The 18988-nt window shown below is 54.0% G+C and carries 17 protein-coding genes and 2 pseudogenes; 12 read left to right on the forward strand and 7 right to left on the reverse strand.

Annotation, left to right across the window (positions count from 1 at the left end; all coding sequences use genetic code 11):
* Window positions 1-109 precede the first annotated feature (109 nt).
* Both IB237_RS13275 and IB237_RS13280 read right to left on the reverse strand, forming a co-directional pair.
* Window positions 110-730 (reverse strand): response regulator transcription factor, encoded by a 621-nt coding sequence (locus IB237_RS13275; protein WP_192489146.1) that lies wholly within the window; start codon window positions 728-730, stop codon window positions 110-112.
* Window positions 720-2573, reverse strand: a complete 1854-nt coding sequence (locus tag IB237_RS13280; RefSeq protein WP_371815327.1) for a PAS domain S-box protein — start codon at window positions 2571-2573, stop codon at window positions 720-722. Before IB237_RS13280 ends, IB237_RS13275 begins: the two co-directional genes overlap by 11 nt.
* Window positions 2574-2920: 347 nt before the next feature.
* Here IB237_RS13280 and IB237_RS13285 point away from each other — a divergent pair, with 347 nt between their 5' ends.
* From IB237_RS13285 to IB237_RS13300, 4 genes and pseudogenes are all read left to right on the forward strand, one after another.
* Window positions 2921-3907 (forward strand): MBL fold metallo-hydrolase, encoded by a 987-nt coding sequence (locus tag IB237_RS13285; RefSeq protein WP_192489429.1) that lies wholly within the window; start codon window positions 2921-2923, stop codon window positions 3905-3907.
* A gap of 119 nt (window positions 3908-4026) precedes the next feature.
* A complete protein-coding gene (locus IB237_RS13290; RefSeq protein WP_192489148.1) occupies window positions 4027-4644 on the forward strand; it encodes a pyridoxamine 5'-phosphate oxidase family protein in 618 nt (205 codons plus the stop codon).
* Window positions 4645-4659: 15 nt separating this feature from the next.
* A pseudogene (locus IB237_RS13295) lies at window positions 4660-5034 on the forward strand (DUF1348 family protein).
* Window positions 5031-5837 carry a GNAT family N-acetyltransferase gene (locus tag IB237_RS13300; RefSeq protein ID WP_192489149.1) on the forward strand — a complete coding sequence of 269 codons (807 nt, stop codon included), beginning with the start codon at window positions 5031-5033 and terminating at the stop codon, window positions 5835-5837. The pseudogene IB237_RS13295 and the gene IB237_RS13300 overlap by 4 nt, the downstream one beginning before the upstream one ends.
* Before the next feature lie 88 nt (window positions 5838-5925).
* Here IB237_RS13300 and IB237_RS26550 read toward each other — a convergent pair whose 3' ends face one another.
* Both IB237_RS26550 and IB237_RS13310 read right to left on the reverse strand, forming a co-directional pair.
* Window positions 5926-6708, reverse strand: coding sequence for a cell wall hydrolase (locus tag IB237_RS26550; RefSeq protein WP_371815313.1), 783 nt, complete (start codon window positions 6706-6708; stop codon window positions 5926-5928).
* Between the two features lie 541 nt (window positions 6709-7249).
* On the reverse strand, window positions 7250-7561 hold the full coding sequence (locus IB237_RS13310; RefSeq protein WP_192489150.1) for a hypothetical protein: 312 nt from the start codon (window positions 7559-7561) through the stop codon (window positions 7250-7252).
* 243 nt (window positions 7562-7804) lie between these two features.
* On the opposite strand from IB237_RS13310, the gene IB237_RS13315 reads away from it, so the two are divergent.
* Complete coding sequence (locus IB237_RS13315; RefSeq protein ID WP_192489151.1) at window positions 7805-9745, forward strand: DUF4139 domain-containing protein; 1941 nt, start codon at window positions 7805-7807, stop codon at window positions 9743-9745.
* 122 nt (window positions 9746-9867) lie between these two features.
* Here IB237_RS13315 and IB237_RS13320 read toward each other — a convergent pair whose 3' ends face one another.
* Window positions 9868-10290: a hypothetical protein gene (locus IB237_RS13320; protein WP_371815314.1), complete on the reverse strand. Its 423-nt coding sequence runs from the start codon at window positions 10288-10290 to the stop codon at window positions 9868-9870.
* A gap of 216 nt (window positions 10291-10506) precedes the next feature.
* Between IB237_RS13320 and IB237_RS13325 the strand changes: the two genes are divergently transcribed.
* A complete protein-coding gene (locus IB237_RS13325; protein ID WP_246787889.1) occupies window positions 10507-10719 on the forward strand; it encodes a hypothetical protein in 213 nt (70 codons plus the stop codon).
* On the opposite strand, the gene IB237_RS13330 is transcribed toward IB237_RS13325, so the two are convergent.
* Both IB237_RS13330 and IB237_RS13335 read right to left on the reverse strand, forming a co-directional pair.
* Entirely contained in the window at window positions 10720-11478 is a 759-nt protein-coding gene (locus tag IB237_RS13330; protein WP_192489152.1) for a sulfite exporter TauE/SafE family protein, read from the reverse strand.
* Window positions 11479-11519: 41 nt separating this feature from the next.
* Window positions 11520-11648, reverse strand: a pseudogene (locus IB237_RS13335) (ABC transporter permease); the annotation flags it as partial.
* 398 nt (window positions 11649-12046) lie between these two features.
* On the opposite strand from IB237_RS13335, the gene IB237_RS13340 reads away from it, so the two are divergent.
* From IB237_RS13340 to IB237_RS13365, 6 genes are all read left to right on the forward strand, one after another.
* Entirely contained in the window at window positions 12047-12937 is an 891-nt protein-coding gene (locus tag IB237_RS13340; protein ID WP_192489153.1) for a substrate-binding domain-containing protein, read from the forward strand.
* A 141-nt stretch (window positions 12938-13078) separates the two neighbouring features.
* Window positions 13079-14593, forward strand: coding sequence for a sugar ABC transporter ATP-binding protein (locus tag IB237_RS13345; RefSeq protein WP_192489154.1), 1515 nt, complete (start codon window positions 13079-13081; stop codon window positions 14591-14593).
* Window positions 14590-15552 (forward strand): ABC transporter permease, encoded by a 963-nt coding sequence (locus tag IB237_RS13350; protein ID WP_192489155.1) that lies wholly within the window; start codon window positions 14590-14592, stop codon window positions 15550-15552. Before IB237_RS13345 ends, IB237_RS13350 begins: the two co-directional genes overlap by 4 nt.
* 21 nt (window positions 15553-15573) lie before the next feature.
* Window positions 15574-16524 carry a sugar kinase gene (locus IB237_RS13355; protein ID WP_192489156.1) on the forward strand — a complete coding sequence of 317 codons (951 nt, stop codon included), beginning with the start codon at window positions 15574-15576 and terminating at the stop codon, window positions 16522-16524.
* Window positions 16524-17804, forward strand: coding sequence for a D-tagatose-bisphosphate aldolase, class II, non-catalytic subunit (locus IB237_RS13360; RefSeq protein ID WP_192489157.1), 1281 nt, complete (start codon window positions 16524-16526; stop codon window positions 17802-17804). The genes IB237_RS13355 and IB237_RS13360 overlap by 1 nt, the downstream gene beginning before the upstream one ends.
* A 143-nt stretch (window positions 17805-17947) precedes the next feature.
* On the forward strand, window positions 17948-18967 hold the full coding sequence (locus tag IB237_RS13365) for a LacI family DNA-binding transcriptional regulator (protein WP_192489432.1): 1020 nt from the start codon (window positions 17948-17950) through the stop codon (window positions 18965-18967).
* The last annotated feature ends 21 nt before the right edge of the window (window positions 18968-18988 follow it).

The following is an 18988-nucleotide window of genomic DNA, read 5'->3' on the forward strand; positions in this document are numbered from 1 at the left end:
TTTGCGACCATGAAGGACCGATTATCGGCGCTGAGGCGCCGTGGTCGACCCCTATACTTTCCGCTACAAGCTAGATTTCACCGGAGCCCATAACAGCCCACTAATCGGTCTATACAAGCCCATCGGCAATTTTGACCAGTTGCGCCACCGATGTCGCTTTCATCTTCCGCATCATGTGCCCTCGGTGAAGTTTCACCGTAGGCTCGGCGAGCTCCAGCTCTGCCGCGATCTGCTTGTTCAGCTTACCGGCAATGACAAATGTCATGATCTGCCGCTCACGTTCCGTCAGCGTCATATATCTTGAATGGGTCACAGCTTTTGCTTTTCTTTCGTTGCGGCGCGCAGCATCGTTGGCGATCGCACGGTTTACCGCCTCCAAAAGATCCTGTTCTCGAACCGGCTTGCTGAGAACGTCTATAGCGCCAGCTTTCATGGCCCGCACTGCCATGGGCACATCAACATGGGCGCTAATCAGGACGATCGACCGCGGAAGGTTGCTCTTCGCCAACGCTTCCTGAAATTCCAGGCCGCTTGGCCCGGGAAGCCGGATGTCGAGCACGATACAACCGGCTTTTTCAGGATCATCTGCCGCCATGAACTCCGTGACAGAACCATGCGTTTCGGCAGCAAGCCCCACCGATTCGAACAGCCCTTTCAGCGCTTCGCGTACGTTTTGATCGTCATCAATGATGATGACGGTAGGCTGCCGGTTCTTCCGTTCATCGATCAACGGGTGTTTCCTTAAAATGAGAGAGCGTGAATGTGAATGTGCTTCCACACGGATCGTTAGCGGTTGCCCAGATACGTCCTCCATGGGCTTCAACTATTGAGCGGCAGATGGAGAGGCCCATCCCAATCCCATCAGATTTTGTAGTATAAAATGGCTCGAATATCCTATCGAGTTCGTCAGTAGGTATTCCATTGCCGAAATCGGAAACACTCACCTCAACGTCACCCGTCTGGCCAACGATACAACTGACTTTGATAACAGCTTCCGGACGTTGTGATGTCGCCTCAGCGGCGTTCATGATCAAATTTACCAGGACCTGCTGAAGTTGAGTACGATCGCCAAGAACCTCAATAGGTTCAGCCTTCAGTTCTGCAATGACGCCCAAGCTACGCGACCGCAATTCGCCGTGTAAGAGATCCAAAACATCCCTTAGCGCGAGGCTGAAATCCGTGCGTTGTATTTGTGCTGGCGTCTTCTGCGCCATGGAGCGAATGCTTGTTACGATTTCACCGGCACGATGACCGTCATGAACGATCCGTCCGGCGGCCAATCGCGCTTGTTCAAGATCGGTATGTCCCTCCTGAAGCCATCTGAGACAGGTGCCTGCATTGGTTACAATTGCCATGAGCGGCTGATTGATCTCATGAGCAATCGAAACGGCAAGCTCTCCGATCGTCGTCACTCTGGTAACGTGTGCGAGTTGACTTTGACTCTGACGAAGCGAGTCCTCTGCACGTTTGCGGTCTTCAATGTCGACAACGATGCCATACCACCGAACGACGTTGCCGTGAGTATCCAGAAGTGGGCTTTGTCGCAGATTAAACCACCTGTACTGGCCATCGAATCTTCTGATCCGGGCGTCAACAGGCTTGGGTTTTTTCGTCGTGACAACCTCTTCCCAACTCTCACGCATCCGTTCGACATCATCGGGATGAAACATGCGGTAGAACCCGAATCCGACAATCTCTTCAAATGGCAGGCCCACAAAATCGATCAGATTCTGGTTCCAGTATTCAAGTCGGCCATCCGGCGTACAGGACCAGGCCATGGCAGGAATGGTGTTGATGATGAGGCTGAGCTTATGTTCACTTTCCCTAAGTGCCGCTTCGCTCTCTCGAAGGGCATCTTCAGCGCATTGCAGGTTTTCAATGTCGATATTGACACCAAACCAGCGCACGACACCATTCGCATCTATCAGCTTTCGTCCCGCAAAATAAAACCAGCGATAGGTTCCATCTGCCCCACGAATGCGCCCTTTCAATCGGGTATGATCTGAATGTTCGAGGTCTCGTTTCCAGATTTCCACCATCTCTGGAATATCGTCGGGGTGATAGAGGTCCAGAAAGCCCCATTCGAGAATTTCAGCGGCTGGTAATCCGGCATAATCAAGCCAGTTCTGGTTCACGAAATCCGCACTTCCATCCGGGCGTGCGGACCAGACCAGGACTGGAAGCGAATTGATGATAAGCCTCAGGTTCTCTTCACTTGCAGCAAGCGCAGATTTGGTCTCTCTGAGAGAGTCTTCAGCCTGTTTCCGATCTTCAATATCGAGAACGACACCGTACCATTTGATGACATCTCCGTCAGAACCAAACCGGGGTTTTTGCCGAAGCGAACACCACCGATATTCGCCGTCGGCACGCCTCAACCTGCCTTCGACTTCCCTCCCTATTTTGGAGATCATGATAGCGCGCCACTCGGAAGCAAGCCGAGTTGTGTCATCGGGGTGGAATAGCCGGTAAAAATTTTCACCAGCAATGTCTGCAAGCGGCAAACCGACATATTCGAGAAAATGCTGATTGGCAAAATCGAGCATGCCGTCAGACGTCGTCGACCACGCCATTGCCGGGATAAGGTCGATGATCGCATCGGTATCCTTATGCTTGTCCAACTTGGTCCCCTACCATTTCGCTGAGCGTAAACGCCCCATGTCAGGTTACGCTGTTTCTCGCCACCGTGTTAGGCGAGATTGATAGACGATGGTCTATTTTCGCACTGCCTTGGTCTAGTTTGCTGTGACCTAGATCGCAATTGAGGGCGGGCCTGAACCGACCTATTCATAAAAAAAGATGGTTGAACCTGGCGCCGAACAATGACGGCTTGGGCGAAAACCCGTTTGCCAATCGCAGCCAATATGCCGGCACATTTGCCGACGCCACCACATCATCAATCGATATGAAGGAAGACGCCATGCCGCAACTTTCACGCCGTGCATTTGCCAGTGCCTTGCCTCTTGGCCTCGTTGGAGGAAGTCTCCTCAGCGGGGGATTGGTTAGTGCTTCATCGGTCCAAGCCGCGACGCAGGCAGTCGACAAAACTCCTGTTGCAATAACCCCATTCGCACAGATACGGATCGGTCGCTTCACTGTTACAGCGCTGACGGATGGATATGCCGACATGCCCTATGACTACTTCCCAGGACGGTCGGCCCCGGAGGTAGAGAAGGCGGCAAGCGCACAATTTACCGCCAGGCCAAGTGGCGTACGTTTCCTGTTCAATCAATATCTCGTCGAAGATGGTGAGCGCCGCATCCTGATTGACGCCGGTGCGGCAGGCTCTATCGGCCAGACAGGAAAACTGCCACAAGCACTCACCAACTATGGTCTTCGACCCGATCAGATCGACGCAATCATCGTGACACATATGCACCAAGACCATATGGGCGGGTTGGTTCTGGCAGGCAAGAACAACTACCCTGACGCCGAACTCTATATAGATCGTCGCGACGTTACCCACTGGACCGACCCAGCCAAGAAAAACGGTGCTCCTGATTTTCTGCAGCCAAGTTTCAACATGGCAGAAGAGGTGGTGCGGCTATATCCGAAACTCCAGGCTATAGATGGAGAGCGCGAGATCACACCGGGCGTTTCGATTGTTGACCTGACCGGCCACACGCCAGGCCACATCGGCGTGCGGATCGAAGATGGCGGGAAGAGCCTGATCATGGTTTCAGACATGATTTTCCCGGTTGTACATCCCGCTGCTACCGATGTGTTCTTCCTGTTCGAGCAGGACCGTGTCGCAGCAAAAGCCATGCGCGATCGTTTCTTTCCGCTTGCGGCATCGGAGGGTGCGCTTATCGCCGCAACCCACATGCCTTTTCCCGGTCTCGGTCGCGTCGTGGCGGATCGTGGGGAGATGCAGTGGCAGGTAGCAGACTGGGCCTTGCAGGAGTAATCTTTGTTTTAGGGGCCTCGGAGGACACAAAGTTCCTAACAAGAGGCGTTGCCAAAAGACATATCCAGGCACGCATCGTGTTAAATCGATGCGTGCATGGCCGAACAAGGAGATCAGGCATGCCATATCATTTCCTTGAGGTGGCCGTGACACCGAGTGTCAGGGCAGTTCAAGCTGACATGGGCGCGGATCAGATATGGCTGGGGTCTCATGACCGCCCTTCGGATATTCTGACAGACGCCGAAATCGCTTTCATCGCGACACGCGACAGCTTCTATATGGCATCCGTCTCCGAAACGGGCTGGCCATATGTTCAGCATCGAGGAGGCAAAGCAGGTTTCTTGAAGGTCGTTGACCAGCAGACCATGGCCTTCGCAGACTATCGCGGAAATCGCCAGTATATCAGTGCCGGCAATTTTGCAGCGAATGATCGCACCTGCCTGTTTCTAATGGACTATGTCCGGAGAGCCCGGCTCAAAATCTATGCCTATGTCGAGCAAGTGGAACTGGATACGGACCAGCAGCTCGCAAAACTTGTTTCCGATCCGGATTACAGGGGCAGGGCAGAGCGTATCTTCAAGCTGCGACTTGAGGCCTATGATTGGAACTGCCCGCAGCACATCACCCCGCGCTACACCGAGCACGAGGTCGGACAAGCCGTCGCTCCACTTCGCGACCGACTGCAACAACTGGAAGCGGAGAACGCCGCCTTGCGGGCACGTCTGGAGGACCTTTGAGATGAGCGACGTTGAATGACCACCTATTCCTCCTTGTTTATCAGCAGAAACCCTATCAGGGTCTCACTGGCTTATACCGTTGACTGCCGGTGGCGGAACCGAGCCAGTTTGTGACTGGCCGGGATGCAATCCAGATGTTTTTAGCGGCGAAGTGGCAACTGGTTCCAATCATCCGGAAACGAGAACTGGCAGTTCGATGATGGTGGCCTGATGCGAAAGCGCTATGCCAGAATCAACGACCTGCCGATCAGCATTCAGAACCGCAGCTTTCACTGGCCACTGGGCAAAGACCCGATGACTATCCCAGTCTCAGCGAACTTGGCTTTTAATCGAAGTACCTTGCTAACGCGCATATGCCTCCAATCGTTAAGGCTTAGGAGCCTGTCTTGAATTTTCAATCTTCGAAAAGCTTTGTCCCACCGGCTGAAGAGGCTATCGAGGCTGCGGCCTTCTTGAGCCTGCACAAGCTCTCACCGAACAGTTTCCGTGCCAAGGAAGTTTTTGACTGCATCACCATCAACGGCGGATGCGCAATCTCTCTGCCAAATGCCCCTGCAATAGGTCTCAATCGTATTCTCGGCTTGGGTACGGTCAATGATCTGGTTAAGGCATATAACTGGATGCAGGGCAGGACCGGCAACAGGTATCTGCAATTGAACGTTGAAGCCGTTGCGAACGATGTGAGAAACTGGCTGAGCACAAAGGGCCTTCATGAACACGGTCCCGGCTGGTCGAAGCTTACCCTCGACGCGTCGTTACGCAGCATCGATATGCCAGTTCGTGTCAGCACCCGAAGGGTGCACGCCGCCGAAGCTTCGCAGTTCGGATCAATGATGTGTAGTGGGTTCAGCTTTCCACTGACGTTGTCGGCTGTTTGGTCGGCTATCGTCGGGAAGGACGGATGGTCATGTTTTTTTGCCCTGGACGGTGAAACGCCTGTCGGCACCGGCGCCATCTATGTGTCAGGTTCATATGCATGGTTGGGCGGAGGTACGACAGTGCCTGAGTTTCGAAATCGCGGCGCTCAAAAGGCGCTCATCGCCGCTCGCATTAACGAGGGCATCTCGAATGGCGTGTCTACATTCGTGGTTGAAACAGAGGCGCCATCAATAGGCAGACCCAACATTTCCTACGAAAACCTGAGAAAAATTGGATTTCGGCACGCATACGACCGTAAGAATTTCAAGCTGTAGTTCCGGGCTGACCGTCCTGCCAGAACACATCAGTCTTGAAGCACAACGACAAAGACACATTCAGGCCACGATAGAAGACGGTGTGAGTCTATTGCCAGCTGTTGCTTGTGCGTAAAGCCCAATTTGCCTGACTAAGGCGTGGTGAACCATTTGCCGCTGCGCTTCCCGCAACTGGCCGGTTCTGCGCATCCGGGCGTGCTGCAGGCAATGGAACGCGTGCTCCGCTCTGAAGGCTGACCTGACGAAGACCACCAGAATTATAGGAGGAATTCTGCGGCACTGCGTGATCGGTCGCAAAAGTCTCTTCGATGCCTGAACGTATAATTTCTTCGGTAATGACCGGCGCCGCCGATGGATTCGGTGATGCAGAAGCGACCTGCACAGCATCAGCGGACGCAGTGTTTTCCAATGGTGTCACAGCCTGTGTCTGGGTCGGTGTCGCCGATGCGCTGGCCACGTCTGTCCCTGTCGCGGCTGCAACTGACGCTTCTGCAATGATCGATGAAGATAGGGCAGGATTCTGCTCTGGATCATTGGACGAGTAAGCGAGTATGTAGCTGTTGGCAGGCTTGGGCGCTACGGTTTGCAGATTGCCGTCTTCGTCGCGTTTTTCGTAGAATACATTACCGCCGGCTGCGGCAACGTAATGCATGTTGTTGTAGGGGAAAGTGTACCCCTCGGTATGGAAGAACATGGCGTTCTTCACGTCAGGATGGCGGGCGCCCTTCAGAACAGCATCTGCAGCAATGTTGAGGCTGGGTGCGGTCGACTCATCCATTTTGCGTGTCATGACACCAGGTGCAAACTGATTCTTCTGGCTGACAACGCCACAAATGCTTTCAGGATAGATGCCGGAAGTGAGCCGGTTCATGATGACGCTACCGACAGCAAGGAACCCGTTCTCGCTTGATCGTTTTGACTCGAAGTACATCGCGCGCTTCAAACATTCACGATCTTTGTTCGTATAGCTGTAAACCGTCTTTTGAGGCTCAACTGGCAGCTTGGTCGACTGGTGACTGGTGTCCACAGAAACGGTCTGTGCGCTCGTGCATGCAGAAAGCAGCATTGCTGTCGAAAGGCATAAAGCTGCCCTGCTAACAGCCGTCTGTAACTTTATCATCGTGCCGCCCAAAAATTTCAGAATATACACGTGGTAGGAATAACATACCTAAAAGCTAAAACTTTATCAATGCCCTACCAGAAACTCAAAAATATCTGAAATTCCATTCCCTTAAGAGGCTTGCCCTACATATTAAGATCGAACCGCGTCATCATGCTCCAGCTATTTGATGAGTCTATAGATGAGCGGAACGACACTGTCGTAACCCCACTATTGCTGCCCAAACGTGGTCTAGCGTTTTGGAGAGGTATGACACGACTGAAGGTGCAAAACCACGAATTACGCTGGCCTTTTACCTCACGTAGTATGCTGCCTTGCTTGCTGGGTAGGCGTGTGGCTGGCCATCCTGCAAGATGAAGCCCTTGCGCGACATGCAACGGCGTATTTCGGCAGAACCGTAGTCTCCACCGTAAAAACCAACCCGTTGATGTCTGTAATATCCCTCATAGCTGCAGTGGTCGAGAGCGGCGCGATAGGCGGCCTCAAGCACCGGATCACCCGCCACGGGAACCGCGCCGTAGAGATGCCAGTTGTTGTGCGCCTGCGCCGCTGCTGCCGAAAAGCCAACACCCAATACCACGCTCAAAACAAGCTTCAGTTTCATCTGATGTCTCCAAAGGAATTATCGCCAAGCACAACGGCAATTTCGACCTATTTGTTCCACCGGTTGTAGCGCTCCAGCATTCTTTGCGCAGGAGCACCAACCAATGCCTTGTTATCAAAACAGGTCGATGACAGCTGTTTGCGGTTTTGTTTGCCTCAAATAGCGCCAAAACCTACAATCATATGCGGTGAATGCAGCTGGGAGCTGCGTGGCTTTTTGCCATAGTTACAGTCGGGAGTTTTTATGATCACCACCAAACGCGTTCTTCCAGCCCTTTTTTTCGCACTTGTTTCAACCACAGCCGTTGCTGCCGTCAATGGACCCGTCAAGTCAGTGACGTTGTCGTCCGGGGGGCTTGCGGAAATTGTCCGGTCCGCTGAGGTGGGGCAGGATTCTGAAATCACCATAGAAGTACCGCTCGACCAGATCGATGATGTTCTCAAAAGCCTCGTGGTTCGGGACAAGGAGGGCAGGGTCAAGAACCTGTCGCTGGCTGGCCCAAACCCGCTGGAAGAGACATTCCGCACATTGCCGTTCAAGGCATCCGATCTCTCCTCCATGCCGAAGCTTTTGGATGCCATCAAGGGAACGCGGGTCAAGGCGGGCGACAAACAGGGCGTTGTTCTTGGAGTCACGGCAAGTGAGAATGAAAAGACGGCAAAGAGCTGGCAACTATCCCTGATGACCGATGACGGCGAAATCGCCATGACGCCGATACCCGGCACCAAGGTTGAAATTCTCGATGCTGCCGTCAAAGATAAACTCAAGACCGCCATGGATGTGATTGCCAAGGGCAACACGGATGGCGCACGAACCGTGACTCTGAAACTGGATGGCGCAGCCCAAAGGGAGGTTGATATCTCCTATGTCGTGCCGGCGCCAATCTGGAAGACATCCTATCGCCTCGTCACCAGCAAGGAAGGTGAGGTGCGCCTGCAAGCCTGGGCGGTGTTTGAAAATGCCTCCGGAGAGGACTGGAACGGTGTTGGCGTCACGCTGTCGTCTGGCAAGCCGGTCACTCTCAAACAGGCGCTGCATCGTCACTTCATGCGTGAGCGTATAGAGGTGCCGGTTGATACTGCCGCTGCCGGCCTGCCAGCGGGGGCGGGGGCAAAACCCATGGTGGCGAGAAACAGCATGGGCGGTGCAGATTTCCTGGCATCCGCACCTATGGCCGAGGCCATGGCGGTTGAAGCGCCAGCACCGTTTGCCATGGCCAGCGGCCAAGAGGCCAGCGCTGCCGAGCAGGATGTGACATCGACTTTCGCGCTGCAGGGCAGCTATGACATCAGAAACGGCGACACGATCTCCGTGCCGATCCTTGATCAGGGCGTGAAGGCTGAGATGGTCTCGCTTTACCGGGCCGGCATGGCCGGTGAACATCCCGTGGCAGCGGCACTGATTGAGAACAATGCCGGCATCAGCCTGCCGCCCGGCATCATGACGGTTTACGACGACAGTGTCGGTTATGTTGGGGACGCCCAGATCAATGGCCTTCCACGCGACCAGAAACAATCGGTCAGCTTTGCCGTGGACCAGAAGGTCAATATAGGTACTGCGGTGAAAACAAGCCAGAACATTGTCAGCCTGAAAGTTGTCGATGGCATGATCCACACCAAGTCCTCAACTGTTGAGGTGGCGACCTACGACATAACAGGCGCGCAAGACGGTGAGCGCACTGTCGTGATCGAGGTTCCAAAACGCGGCGGTTGGACGTTTAGCGCCGAGGGACAGGACGAAGCGACGGCCAGTGACTACCGCATCAAAACCAGCCTGAAGGTCGGCGAAAAAAAGACGGTGGAAACCCGCTATGAGTTGGTCAATGACGAGACAATCTCACTGATTGATGCTGACGCCTTTACGCTGGTTGCTTGGCAGGAGGCTGCCGCAGATGACGAGACAAAGGCCAAACTGATCGAACTTGCCGATGCTCGCCGCGGCCAGAATGACGCGCAATTGAAGCTGCAGGTGCTTGATGAGGATTATAGCCGCACGTCAGACGAACAGGCGAGGGTGCGTGAGAATCTGCAGGCCGTCGGCGATGGCGATACGAAAAACCGCTTCGACAAGCAGCTCAACGTGCTGGAGGACAAACTGACTGCAATCGAGGGTCAACGGGTTGAACAACGCAAGGTGCTGGAAGATTTCACCGGGAAAGTTGGTGACATTATCAGGACATTCTGAAGCGACTTGCCGCAAAAGTGAGTGGATACGGCGCAAGCGCTTCATATTCATGACTTAGTAGCTGGACCAAAGAGCGAGGGAGTGCCGACAAGGGCGTTCGGCCCAACTTGGCTCTTTGAACCTCAAGCCCCGCGCCTGTCGCCGATTGAACTGGAGCCCGCCAAAACATGGCTGGCTTCCCGACGTTGCAGGACATGGTGGCTTTCGGCCAATATCTCACGATACCTCTGAATTTTGGTCGCTTTCATTCTGATAAGATCATCCTTCGATACGGAAGAGTGATGCATCGGTAAAACCGCCTCGTTCTCCAAAAGGTCCAGTAACAGGTTTCGCATCACAGCGTTTTCCTCACGGACCTTTGCAAGTTCAATAGCTTTGCCACTCGAGGCAAATTTGCTTGCGATGATCTTCTCGATATCCTTTTCGGCAACGAGGGTCTTGGCTGCGTAGTAACGACAGACAAAGAATGTTGTAACCAGTGCGCAAATCGCAACGATAACGTAGAACATTTCGACCTCCAGTTTATCCTGAATGTCGATATTCACGAGGCAATTTTCAATACACGGCGCACGGCCTAATATCGATCAGCAATCTCCGAGAGGCTGCACAGCTTCGTGTTAAGCGACCTGTTGATCTGTCGCACTTCATCCTTGAACCCACCCCCGCTACATATATAAATCGCATAACTTTGATTATGGAACTATATTTATCGATTGTTTCTGTTTCTTCACCATTTCATTCGGCATTTACGCAGTTCAGCCATGAATATCGCTGACGAGGCTAAGCGGATCGATACGCTTTCAACATTGGTTCATTCCGAGAAGGTTCTTTTTGTCGTTCGCACGAATGACTACACATCCTCACATTCGCTTGCTGCACCGAAGTGTCTGGCCCAGGCGCTGACGGTTGCGGTGGCCGCTCGCGTACAGCAGAACGAGACCACACCGCCAACTCCCACCGTAACTGGCTTTTAGCTACAGGCCTGTGACGCCATCCCAGATGAGTTTGACGGCAACCAGGGCAACAGAAATATAGGTCATGGGATAAAAGACCGATGCACTCATGCGTCGGACAACCCATGCCCCTAACCAGGTTGATACGATAGCCAGCGGCATCATGAGTGCCGCGCGGCCGAGGTTCTGGTTGGTAAAGCCACCCAGCGCCGCATAAGGAATGAGTTTCAAAGCATTGGTGATCGCAAAAAACATCACGGTCACGCCCGTGAAGATTTTCGGGTCGAGCCGACGCGGCAAAAGATAGACCTGCAATGGCGGTCCACCGGCATGCGCAACGAAGCTGGTGTAACCCGCCATCATGCCCCAGAAACCTGCCGAATGACGGTTTTCGGTATAGTCTGCCTTGATTGTTTTTCCGAATACTACCCGTAGAACGAACAACACTGAAACTGCACCGACAATCAGTCGAATCATCGCGTCTGATGTGAGATGCGCAGTCATCCAGCCCAGTGCAATACCGCATACCGAGGCTGGCAAAATCCGGGCCATGATCTTCCAGTCAACCCATTTGCGCCACGCGACCACACCGACCACATCCATGACTACCAGAATGGGCAGGAGTATGGCTGCTGCTGTCACCGGAGACATTACAAGCGCCATCAGGGGGACGCCCAGAAGACTCATCCCGCCGAGCCCGCCTTTGGAGAGCCCGACGAGAAAGACGGCTAAAATTGTCACAGACAGTTCCAGTGTCGAATTGAAGAGACCGTAGCTCATTTTTGCCCCTGGAACCGAATGTCAGTTTGATGGCGAGAAGGTTATGCCTTCTTCACCCGTGCCTTCTGGCGATACACGTCTACGACAACCGCCGCCACAGTAATCAGCCCTTTTACAATTTCCTGGTGGTAAGCAGCAACACGCAGAAACCTAAAGCCGGACATTACGCCTGTAGCGGTCTAGTTGAACCTTGAAGTCGATGAAAGACATTCGCGTAACGACCCGTCTGCAGCAATCGAAAACAGATAAGGCTGCGTGGCAAGCAGACTTCAAAAATTTCGCCTCAGCAGCACACCGAAGAGCATCGAATATAACATCGCAACCATCTTTGCCTGACTAGCGATGGTAGGAAGTAACGGCCACTCGGTTTGGAAACATAGCATTAACACAATTTGCGCCGAAAGCCTTCACACGCACCCACATAAATATTTATCGCGCACATATTTTAAATTTGACGCGCGTAAATTTTTATGGTCTTGATGCCGCTGCGGTCGAAACCGGGGAGGGTCTGCCACTTCGGCCGCTAATCAAAAACAGGCCCGCGCCGAAAACGTTTCGGGAGGAAAGAATGATCCGCAATCGTATTTTGAAGTCTGTTTTCGCACTTGGCATGCTGTCTGTCGCAGCCGTTTCCGCACATGCGGAAGGTATCGGTGCTTCGCTTCTCACACAGCAGCACCCCTTCTACATCGATCTCGCAAACGCGATGAAGGATGAAGCCAAGGCAAAGAATATTCCGCTGGAAGTCTCCATTGCCAACCAGGACCTAAGCAAGCAGCTTGCCGATGTTGAAGACTTCATCGTCAAGGGCGTAGACGTCATCGTTATTTCGCCGGTTGATAGCCAGGGCGTACTCGCCGCTATCAACAAGGCTGAAAAGGCTGGCATCAAGGTCATCACCGTCGACGTTCCTGCCAAGGACGCAAAAGTTACCTCGCACATCGGTACCGACAACTACACCGGTGGTGTGAAAGCTGGCGAACTGATGGCGAAAGAACTTGGCAACAAAGGCAATGTCGCAATCATCGACTACCCGACTGTTCAGTCGGTTGTGAACCGCGTTGAAGGTTTCAAAAAGGCGATTGCCGAACATCCTGAGATGAAGATCGTTTCGATCCAGACCGGCATCACGCGCGCTGAAGCCCTGGCTGCTGCACAGAACATGCTGCAGGCAAACCCTGACATCAACGGCATCTTCGGTTTCGGTGATGACGCGGCTCTCGCTGCTGCCGTTGCCGTAAAGGCTGCCAACCTCGAAAGCCAGGTCAAGGTCATCGGCTTTGACGGTATGGAAGAGGCACGCAAGGCTGTTGACTCCAACCCGGTAATGGTTGGCGTTATCCAGCAGTTCCCTGACCAGATGGGCAAGGCTGCTGTTGACACAGCCGCCAAGGTTATTGCTGGCGAGAAAGTTCCTGCCGATCAGCCAATCGTACCTGGTGTTTACACCAAGAAGTAAGCCTCCCAAGGCTGGCTGGCCCTTGTCTTCAGGGCAATTGGCCACGCCATTCGACGGTCCCGCGCCTCCCCCAATCTCCCTTGCGCGGGACCGTTGAATAAAATTGCAAAAAATGACGCAACAGGTTTGAGGAGACGCCGCATGGCAGACGCCGGCACGGACACTGTTCTCCAGATCAGCAATGTCACCAAAACATTCGGCACCGTGACGGCGCTGAAGGATATGCGGCTCAACGTCAGGCGTGGCCGTGTGCATACGCTGCTGGGCGAAAACGGTGCAGGAAAATCAACGCTGATGAAGATTTTGGCTGGTGTTTACCAGCCAAGCTCCGGCGACATTCGTCTGGACGACCAGCCTTACCAGCCAGCCAACCCGCAGGATGCGGCACGTTTGGGCCTGACCATCGTGTTTCAGGAACTGAGCCTGTGCAACAACCTGACAGTGGCTGAAAATATTCTGGCAACGCGCGAACCGTCTTTTGCCGGATTCATCAACGACCGTGCACTTGAGACGAAAGCGCGTGCCATCGTGAAGGAACTTGGCTTGCCGATCGACGTATCGGACAAGGTCGGCGACCTTTCGATTGCACAAAGGCAGCTCGTCGAGATTGCCAAAGGTCTCAGCATCGATGCCCGTGTGGTGGTACTGGACGAACCCACCTCCTCCTTGAGCGACAGCGAAGCCGAAATTCTATTTGGCATCGTCGAGCGACTTAAGGCGCAGGGCGTCGCCGTCATCTATATTTCGCACCGCATGGAAGAAATCATGCGGCTGAGCGACGATATCACCGTTGTCCGTGACGGCTGTTACATCACAACGCGTCAGCGTGAAGAGGCCACCATTGAAGAGCTCATCGCACTTATGGTCGGCCGCACGATGGACGAGATTTATCCGCAGCGCGAAACCCCTGCTCCGGAAGCATCGGTTGCGCCGATGTTGTCGGTCGAGGGCCTAGGACGCGAGGACGAATTCGAAAACATCAGCTTCGACGTGCGTCCCGGTGAAATTCTCGGTTTCTTTGGCCTGGTTGGTTCTGGACGCTCAGAGGTCATGAACGCGCTTTTCGGCATGAAACTGTCGACGGGCACGGTTCGTCTGAACGGTGAAACCGTCAAGATCAACTCGGCGGTCTCGGCCATTGAACATGGCATCGGTTTCGTGACCGAAAACCGCAAGGAAGAAGGCCTGGTTCTCAGCCAGAGTGTGGAATCCAACATCAGCATGGCCGCGCTGCAAAGCTTTGCGGGCAAGTTCGGATTTCTGCGGCGGAAGGACGAGCGCCGTTCCGCCAATGCGGAAGTGGCGCGCCTTTCCATCAAGACCGCATCGCTGGAAACAACGGCGGGCTCTCTTTCCGGTGGCAACCAGCAAAAGATCGTTCTCGCGAAGTGGTTGCTTACCAAACCTAAGGTTCTGATCCTTGACGAACCAACACGTGGCGTCGATGTCGGCGCCAAATTCGAAATCTACAAGATCATTCGCCAGCTTGCGGCCGAGGGCACAGCTATCCTGCTGATCTCATCGGAATTGCCGGAAGTGCTGGGCATGAGCGATCGCGTCGTCGTGATGAACGAAGGCCGCATGATCGCAACTGCCAGCGGCGCAGATCTTAATCCTGAAACCATCATGACCTTCGCGACGGGGCACCAATCATGACCCAGACCAATTCTGTATCAGCCGCTTTTATGAAGATCATGAAGCAGTATGGCGGCATTCTTCTCGCGCTCATCATTTTGTGCGTTGTCTTTTCCTCTTATAATCAGCGGTTCATGTCGGTTGCCAACTTCATGAACATCCTGCAGCAGGTGGCAGTTATCGCCATCGCGGCCTTTGGCATGACCTGGGTCATTCTGCTCGGTGAAATCGACCTGTCTGTTGGCTCTATCATTGCCGTGGCCGGCATGGTCGGCGCGCAGTGTTTTGCCTTCGGCTTCGGTTTTTTCCCGGCCGTTCTGCTGACACTGTGTGCAGGCGCCATGATGGGCATGATCAACGGCACGCTGACGGCCAAGCTGCTTTTGCCTTCCTTCATTGTAACCGTTGCGACAATGGGCATCTATCGCGGTCTCGTCAGCCTGCCGACCAATGGCGCGCCGGCAATGATCATGGATGAAAGCTGGACGGCGATTGGCGCCGACAGTTTCCTCGGTCTGCCGATCATTATCTGGATCGTAGTGGCACTCTTCCTGTTCAACCACATCCTGCTCAGCAAGACGACCTTCGGTCGCCGCGCTTATCTGATCGGCGGCAACAAGGAAGCAGCGCTTTATTCCGGCATTAAAGTTGATCGCATGAAGATCACCATCTTCATGATCTCCGGCATCATGGCCGCGATCTCCGGCATTCTTCTGTCGTCCCGCCTGTCATCAGCCCAGACCAACTCCGGTACAGGCGCTGAACTCGATGCGATTGCTGCAGCGGTTCTCGGCGGCACCAGCCTTGCTGGCGGCGTCGGAACCATGGTCGGCACGCTGATTGGTGCTTTGATCATCGGTGTGATGAACAACGGCATGAACATGCTGTCCGTGCCTTACTTCTACCAGCTCATCGCCAAGGGTCTGGTTATCCTCATTGCTGTCTGGCTCGACGTTCGCGCCAAGCAGGCAAAACGCTAATCCCGCATAAAAGACGATAACATGAGCAAGATACTGACGATCGGTGAAATCCTTGTCGAAATCATCGCGACAGATCGCGGAGACGGCTTCCGTGCGCCTGTTCCGCTGATCGGCCCCTTCCCTTCCGGTGCTCCTGCCATCTTCATTGATCAGGTGGGCAAGCTGGGCCAGCAATGCACCATTATTTCGCGCGTCGGGGAAGACGATTTTGGTTATGTAAACCTCAACCGCCTCGAGGCAGACGGCGTTGATATCTCGGGTATCGAAGTCGATCCGCAGGGCACGACAGGCAGCGCCTTTGTGCGCTACCGTGAAGACGGAAGCCGGGCATTCGTGTTCAACATTCGCCACAGCGCATGTGGCCAGCTCAGCCTCAACGACAAAACGCGGGCTCTGCTGGACGAATGCACCCATCTGCACGTCATGGGCACAGCCCTATACGCTCCAAGCGTGGTTGAAACCATTCTGGCAGCCATCGAGAGCATCAAGGCAAAGGGCGGAACTGTATCGTTCGATCCAAACCTCCGCCCTGAAATTCTGGGCAGCCCAGGCATGCGTGAGGCACTGACAACGGTTCTGTCAAAGACTGACCTCTTCCTGCCAAGCGGCGAAGAGTTGTTCCTGTTTGCCAATGCCAAAACCGAACAGGAAGCAGTAGCGGAACTTCTGGCCGGCGGCATCAAGGCCATTGTCTTGAAACGCGGTGAAAAAGGCGCGACCTATTTCGACGCACAGCAGACCATTTCGCAGCCCGGATTTGAAGTGGAGGAGGTCGACCCCACTGGTGCTGGTGACAGCTTTGGTGCGACATTCGTCACCTTCTGGCTGGCTGGGAAAGAACCATCGGCAGCGCTTACGCTGGCCAATGCCTCCGGTGCCCGTGCGGTTACCAAAGCAGGACCAATGGAAGGCGCCTCCACGCAGGCTGAGCTAGAAGACTTCATAGCGAATACGGCAAGGAAACAAGCATAATGAGCCAGAACCCACTTCTCGATATCGCCAAGTGGAAAGATCGTGCCGGTCCTCGCGGCATTCCATCCATCTGCTCGGCCCACCCGCTGGTTATCGAAGCTTCGATGCTGCACGCACTGAAAGATGGCAATTACCTCCTGATTGAAGCGACCTGTAATCAGGTCAACCAGGATGGTGGTTACACGGGCATGACACCGGCAGATTTTCGCACCTTTGTCGAAAAGATTGCTGCAAACACCGGATTTCCATTGGAAAAACTGATCCTAGGTGGCGATCACCTTGGTCCTAACCCATGGAAAAACCTGGCTGCATCCGAGGCCATGGAAAAGGCACGGGTGATGATTGCAGCCTTTGCCAAGGCGGGCTTCACCAAACTTCATCTGGATACCAGCATGGGCTGCGCCGGTGAACCTGTTGCCCTTCCAGATGCAATTACTGCCGAACGCGCCGCAAACCTGGCGGCCGTTGCTGAAGCTGCCATCAGTGGTGATAACGGCATCAAACCGGTCTACATCATCGGCACAGAGGTGCCAATTCCAGGCGGAGCCATGGAAGAATTGGAGACGCTTGAGGTCACCTCACCGCAGGCAGCACTCGAAACTGTCAACATTCATCGTCAGGCATTTATCGATGCAGGCGTGGAAGAGGCATTTTCACGCGCCATTGGCGCGGTCGTGCAGCCGGGTGTCGAGTTCGGCAACCACAATGTCATTCCGTATGTTTCGGAGGCCGCCCGCGACCTGAGTGCGACGCTTGCAGACATGCCAGGTTTTGTCTTCGAAGCGCATTCCACCGACTACCAGACACAGGAGGCACTGTCTTCGCTGGTCAATGACGGGTTCGCCATTTTGAAGGTGGGGCCCGGCCTTACCTTCGCCCTGCGCGAAGCATTCTACGGCCTGGATCGCATCGCCGCATTCCTGTTTCCTGACCAGCGCAAGGAAAGCCTCATCGAGGTTATCGAGCGTGTGCTGACAACAGATCCGAAAAACTGGGAAAAATACTACCACGGCACATCTGACGAACAGCGTCTGCAGCGCCACTTCAGCTATAGCGACCGCATTCGTTATTACTGGCCAAATCCTGAAATTACCTCTGCAATCAATGCGTTGTTTGCTTTGCTTGATGGGGTGGAAATTCCTGAAACGCTTATCAGCCAGTACCTTCAGGGAAGTTATGAACGGGTTCGCGACGGCAAGGTGCGCCCTTACGCACATGACCTTTCCATTGCTGCAGTTGATGCCGTTCTGGACATTTATTTCAAGGCATGCCGCTCTTAAGGAGCGGCACAAAGCTTATCGTGTAAAATCATTACGGCAGATTGATCGTCCCCTTGCGGGGAGGTAGATGTAAAAATTCAATCGATTTATGCCGGATTGACGAATGGGGAATTCATACCGTGGATAAAGCGCCGATCAAAACGATGGAGGATTTTTCCGAATTCGTCGGCCTGTCTCGGCCGACGGTTTCCAAATACTTCAACGACCCCTCGTCTGTTCGCAGCAAGACCCGCGATCTGATCGAGGCTGCCATCAAGGAATCCGGTTTTCGGCCGAATATGTTTGCGGTCAATCTCAATAGACGCCGCAGCAACATTTTGGGAATCATCATTCCCAATTCAACCGACCCCTTCTACATGGCCCTCACGCGCCGTGTGGAGCTGCTGGCCAATGAAGCCGGTTTTCTGGCCTTCATCCTGTCTTCGGATGGTAATCCGGAGATTGAACAGCGCGCCATTGAAACACTGAAGTCGATGAACGTCGCCGGTGCCATCATCGCACCGCTTGGCGTGAAGTCACATCACCAGACGCTTGCACAGCTTGGGGCCAGCATTCCACTGATTTACGTGGATTCACCACTGGATGAGACCTCGTCGTTCGTCGGAACCAATAACCGCCAAAGTTTCCAGTTGATTGTCGATTATCTGTGCCGCTCGGGTGAGCCGCCCTGCTATCTCGGCATGCCAGGCGTCAACAACAATGCCACCAGCCGTCGGCTGGCCTATATCGACGCCATGGAACAGTTACGGATAGAGCCGAAACTGGTTATAACATCAGAAGGTCGGGACTGGGACTTCGAAAAATTCGGTTATGACGAAACCATGCGCACCCTCAAGGAGCATGGGCGTTTCCCGACAAAGACGGTTTTGTGCGCCAACGACCGCGTGGCATTTGGTGCCATTGCGGCGGCCTGGCAATCCGGCCTGAAGGTTGGGCGTGGTGTGGACTGCGATATTCGTATCGCCGGCCATGACGATCACCCACTGTCACGCTATGCCTGCCCGCCGATCACCACTGTTGCCCAGAACTATAATGAGATTGGCCGACTGGCGACCGAACTGTTGCTGTCAAAACTTGGCGAAGCAACCGACGCAAAAAACGAGATTCCGTCGGACGAACGTATTTTGCTCAACGCCGAAATCATGCTGCGCGACTCTGCTTGAATGTGATAAGCGGAACCTCCC

This window comes from Agrobacterium sp. AGB01, assembly GCF_014851585.1.
GTDB lineage: Bacteria > Pseudomonadota > Alphaproteobacteria > Rhizobiales > Rhizobiaceae > Agrobacterium.

Excerpts from the sequence above, each read along its gene's own strand:
- IB237_RS13280 (WP_371815327.1), bottom strand. The coding sequence starts at position 2,573 with ATGGCGTGGTCGACGACGTCTGACGGCATGCTCGATTTTGCCAATCAG.
- IB237_RS13285 (WP_192489429.1), top strand. The coding sequence starts at position 2,921 with ATGCCGCAACTTTCACGCCGTGCATTTGCCAGTGCCTTGCCTCTTGGC.
- IB237_RS13290 (WP_192489148.1), top strand. The coding sequence starts at position 4,027 with ATGCCATATCATTTCCTTGAGGTGGCCGTGACACCGAGTGTCAGGGCA.
- IB237_RS26550 (WP_371815313.1), bottom strand. The coding sequence starts at position 6,708 with ATGAACCGGCTCACTTCCGGCATCTATCCTGAAAGCATTTGTGGCGTT.
- IB237_RS13310 (WP_192489150.1), bottom strand. The coding sequence starts at position 7,561 with ATGAAACTGAAGCTTGTTTTGAGCGTGGTATTGGGTGTTGGCTTTTCG.
- IB237_RS13315 (WP_192489151.1), top strand. The coding sequence starts at position 7,805 with ATGATCACCACCAAACGCGTTCTTCCAGCCCTTTTTTTCGCACTTGTT.
- IB237_RS13325 (WP_246787889.1), top strand. The coding sequence starts at position 10,507 with ATGAATATCGCTGACGAGGCTAAGCGGATCGATACGCTTTCAACATTG.
- IB237_RS13330 (WP_192489152.1), bottom strand. The coding sequence starts at position 11,478 with ATGAGCTACGGTCTCTTCAATTCGACACTGGAACTGTCTGTGACAATT.
- IB237_RS13340 (WP_192489153.1), top strand. The coding sequence starts at position 12,047 with ATGATCCGCAATCGTATTTTGAAGTCTGTTTTCGCACTTGGCATGCTG.
- IB237_RS13345 (WP_192489154.1), top strand. The coding sequence starts at position 13,079 with ATGGCAGACGCCGGCACGGACACTGTTCTCCAGATCAGCAATGTCACC.
- IB237_RS13350 (WP_192489155.1), top strand. The coding sequence starts at position 14,590 with ATGACCCAGACCAATTCTGTATCAGCCGCTTTTATGAAGATCATGAAG.
- IB237_RS13355 (WP_192489156.1), top strand. The coding sequence starts at position 15,574 with ATGAGCAAGATACTGACGATCGGTGAAATCCTTGTCGAAATCATCGCG.
- IB237_RS13360 (WP_192489157.1), top strand. The coding sequence starts at position 16,524 with ATGAGCCAGAACCCACTTCTCGATATCGCCAAGTGGAAAGATCGTGCC.
- IB237_RS13365 (WP_192489432.1), top strand. The coding sequence starts at position 17,948 with ATGGAGGATTTTTCCGAATTCGTCGGCCTGTCTCGGCCGACGGTTTCC.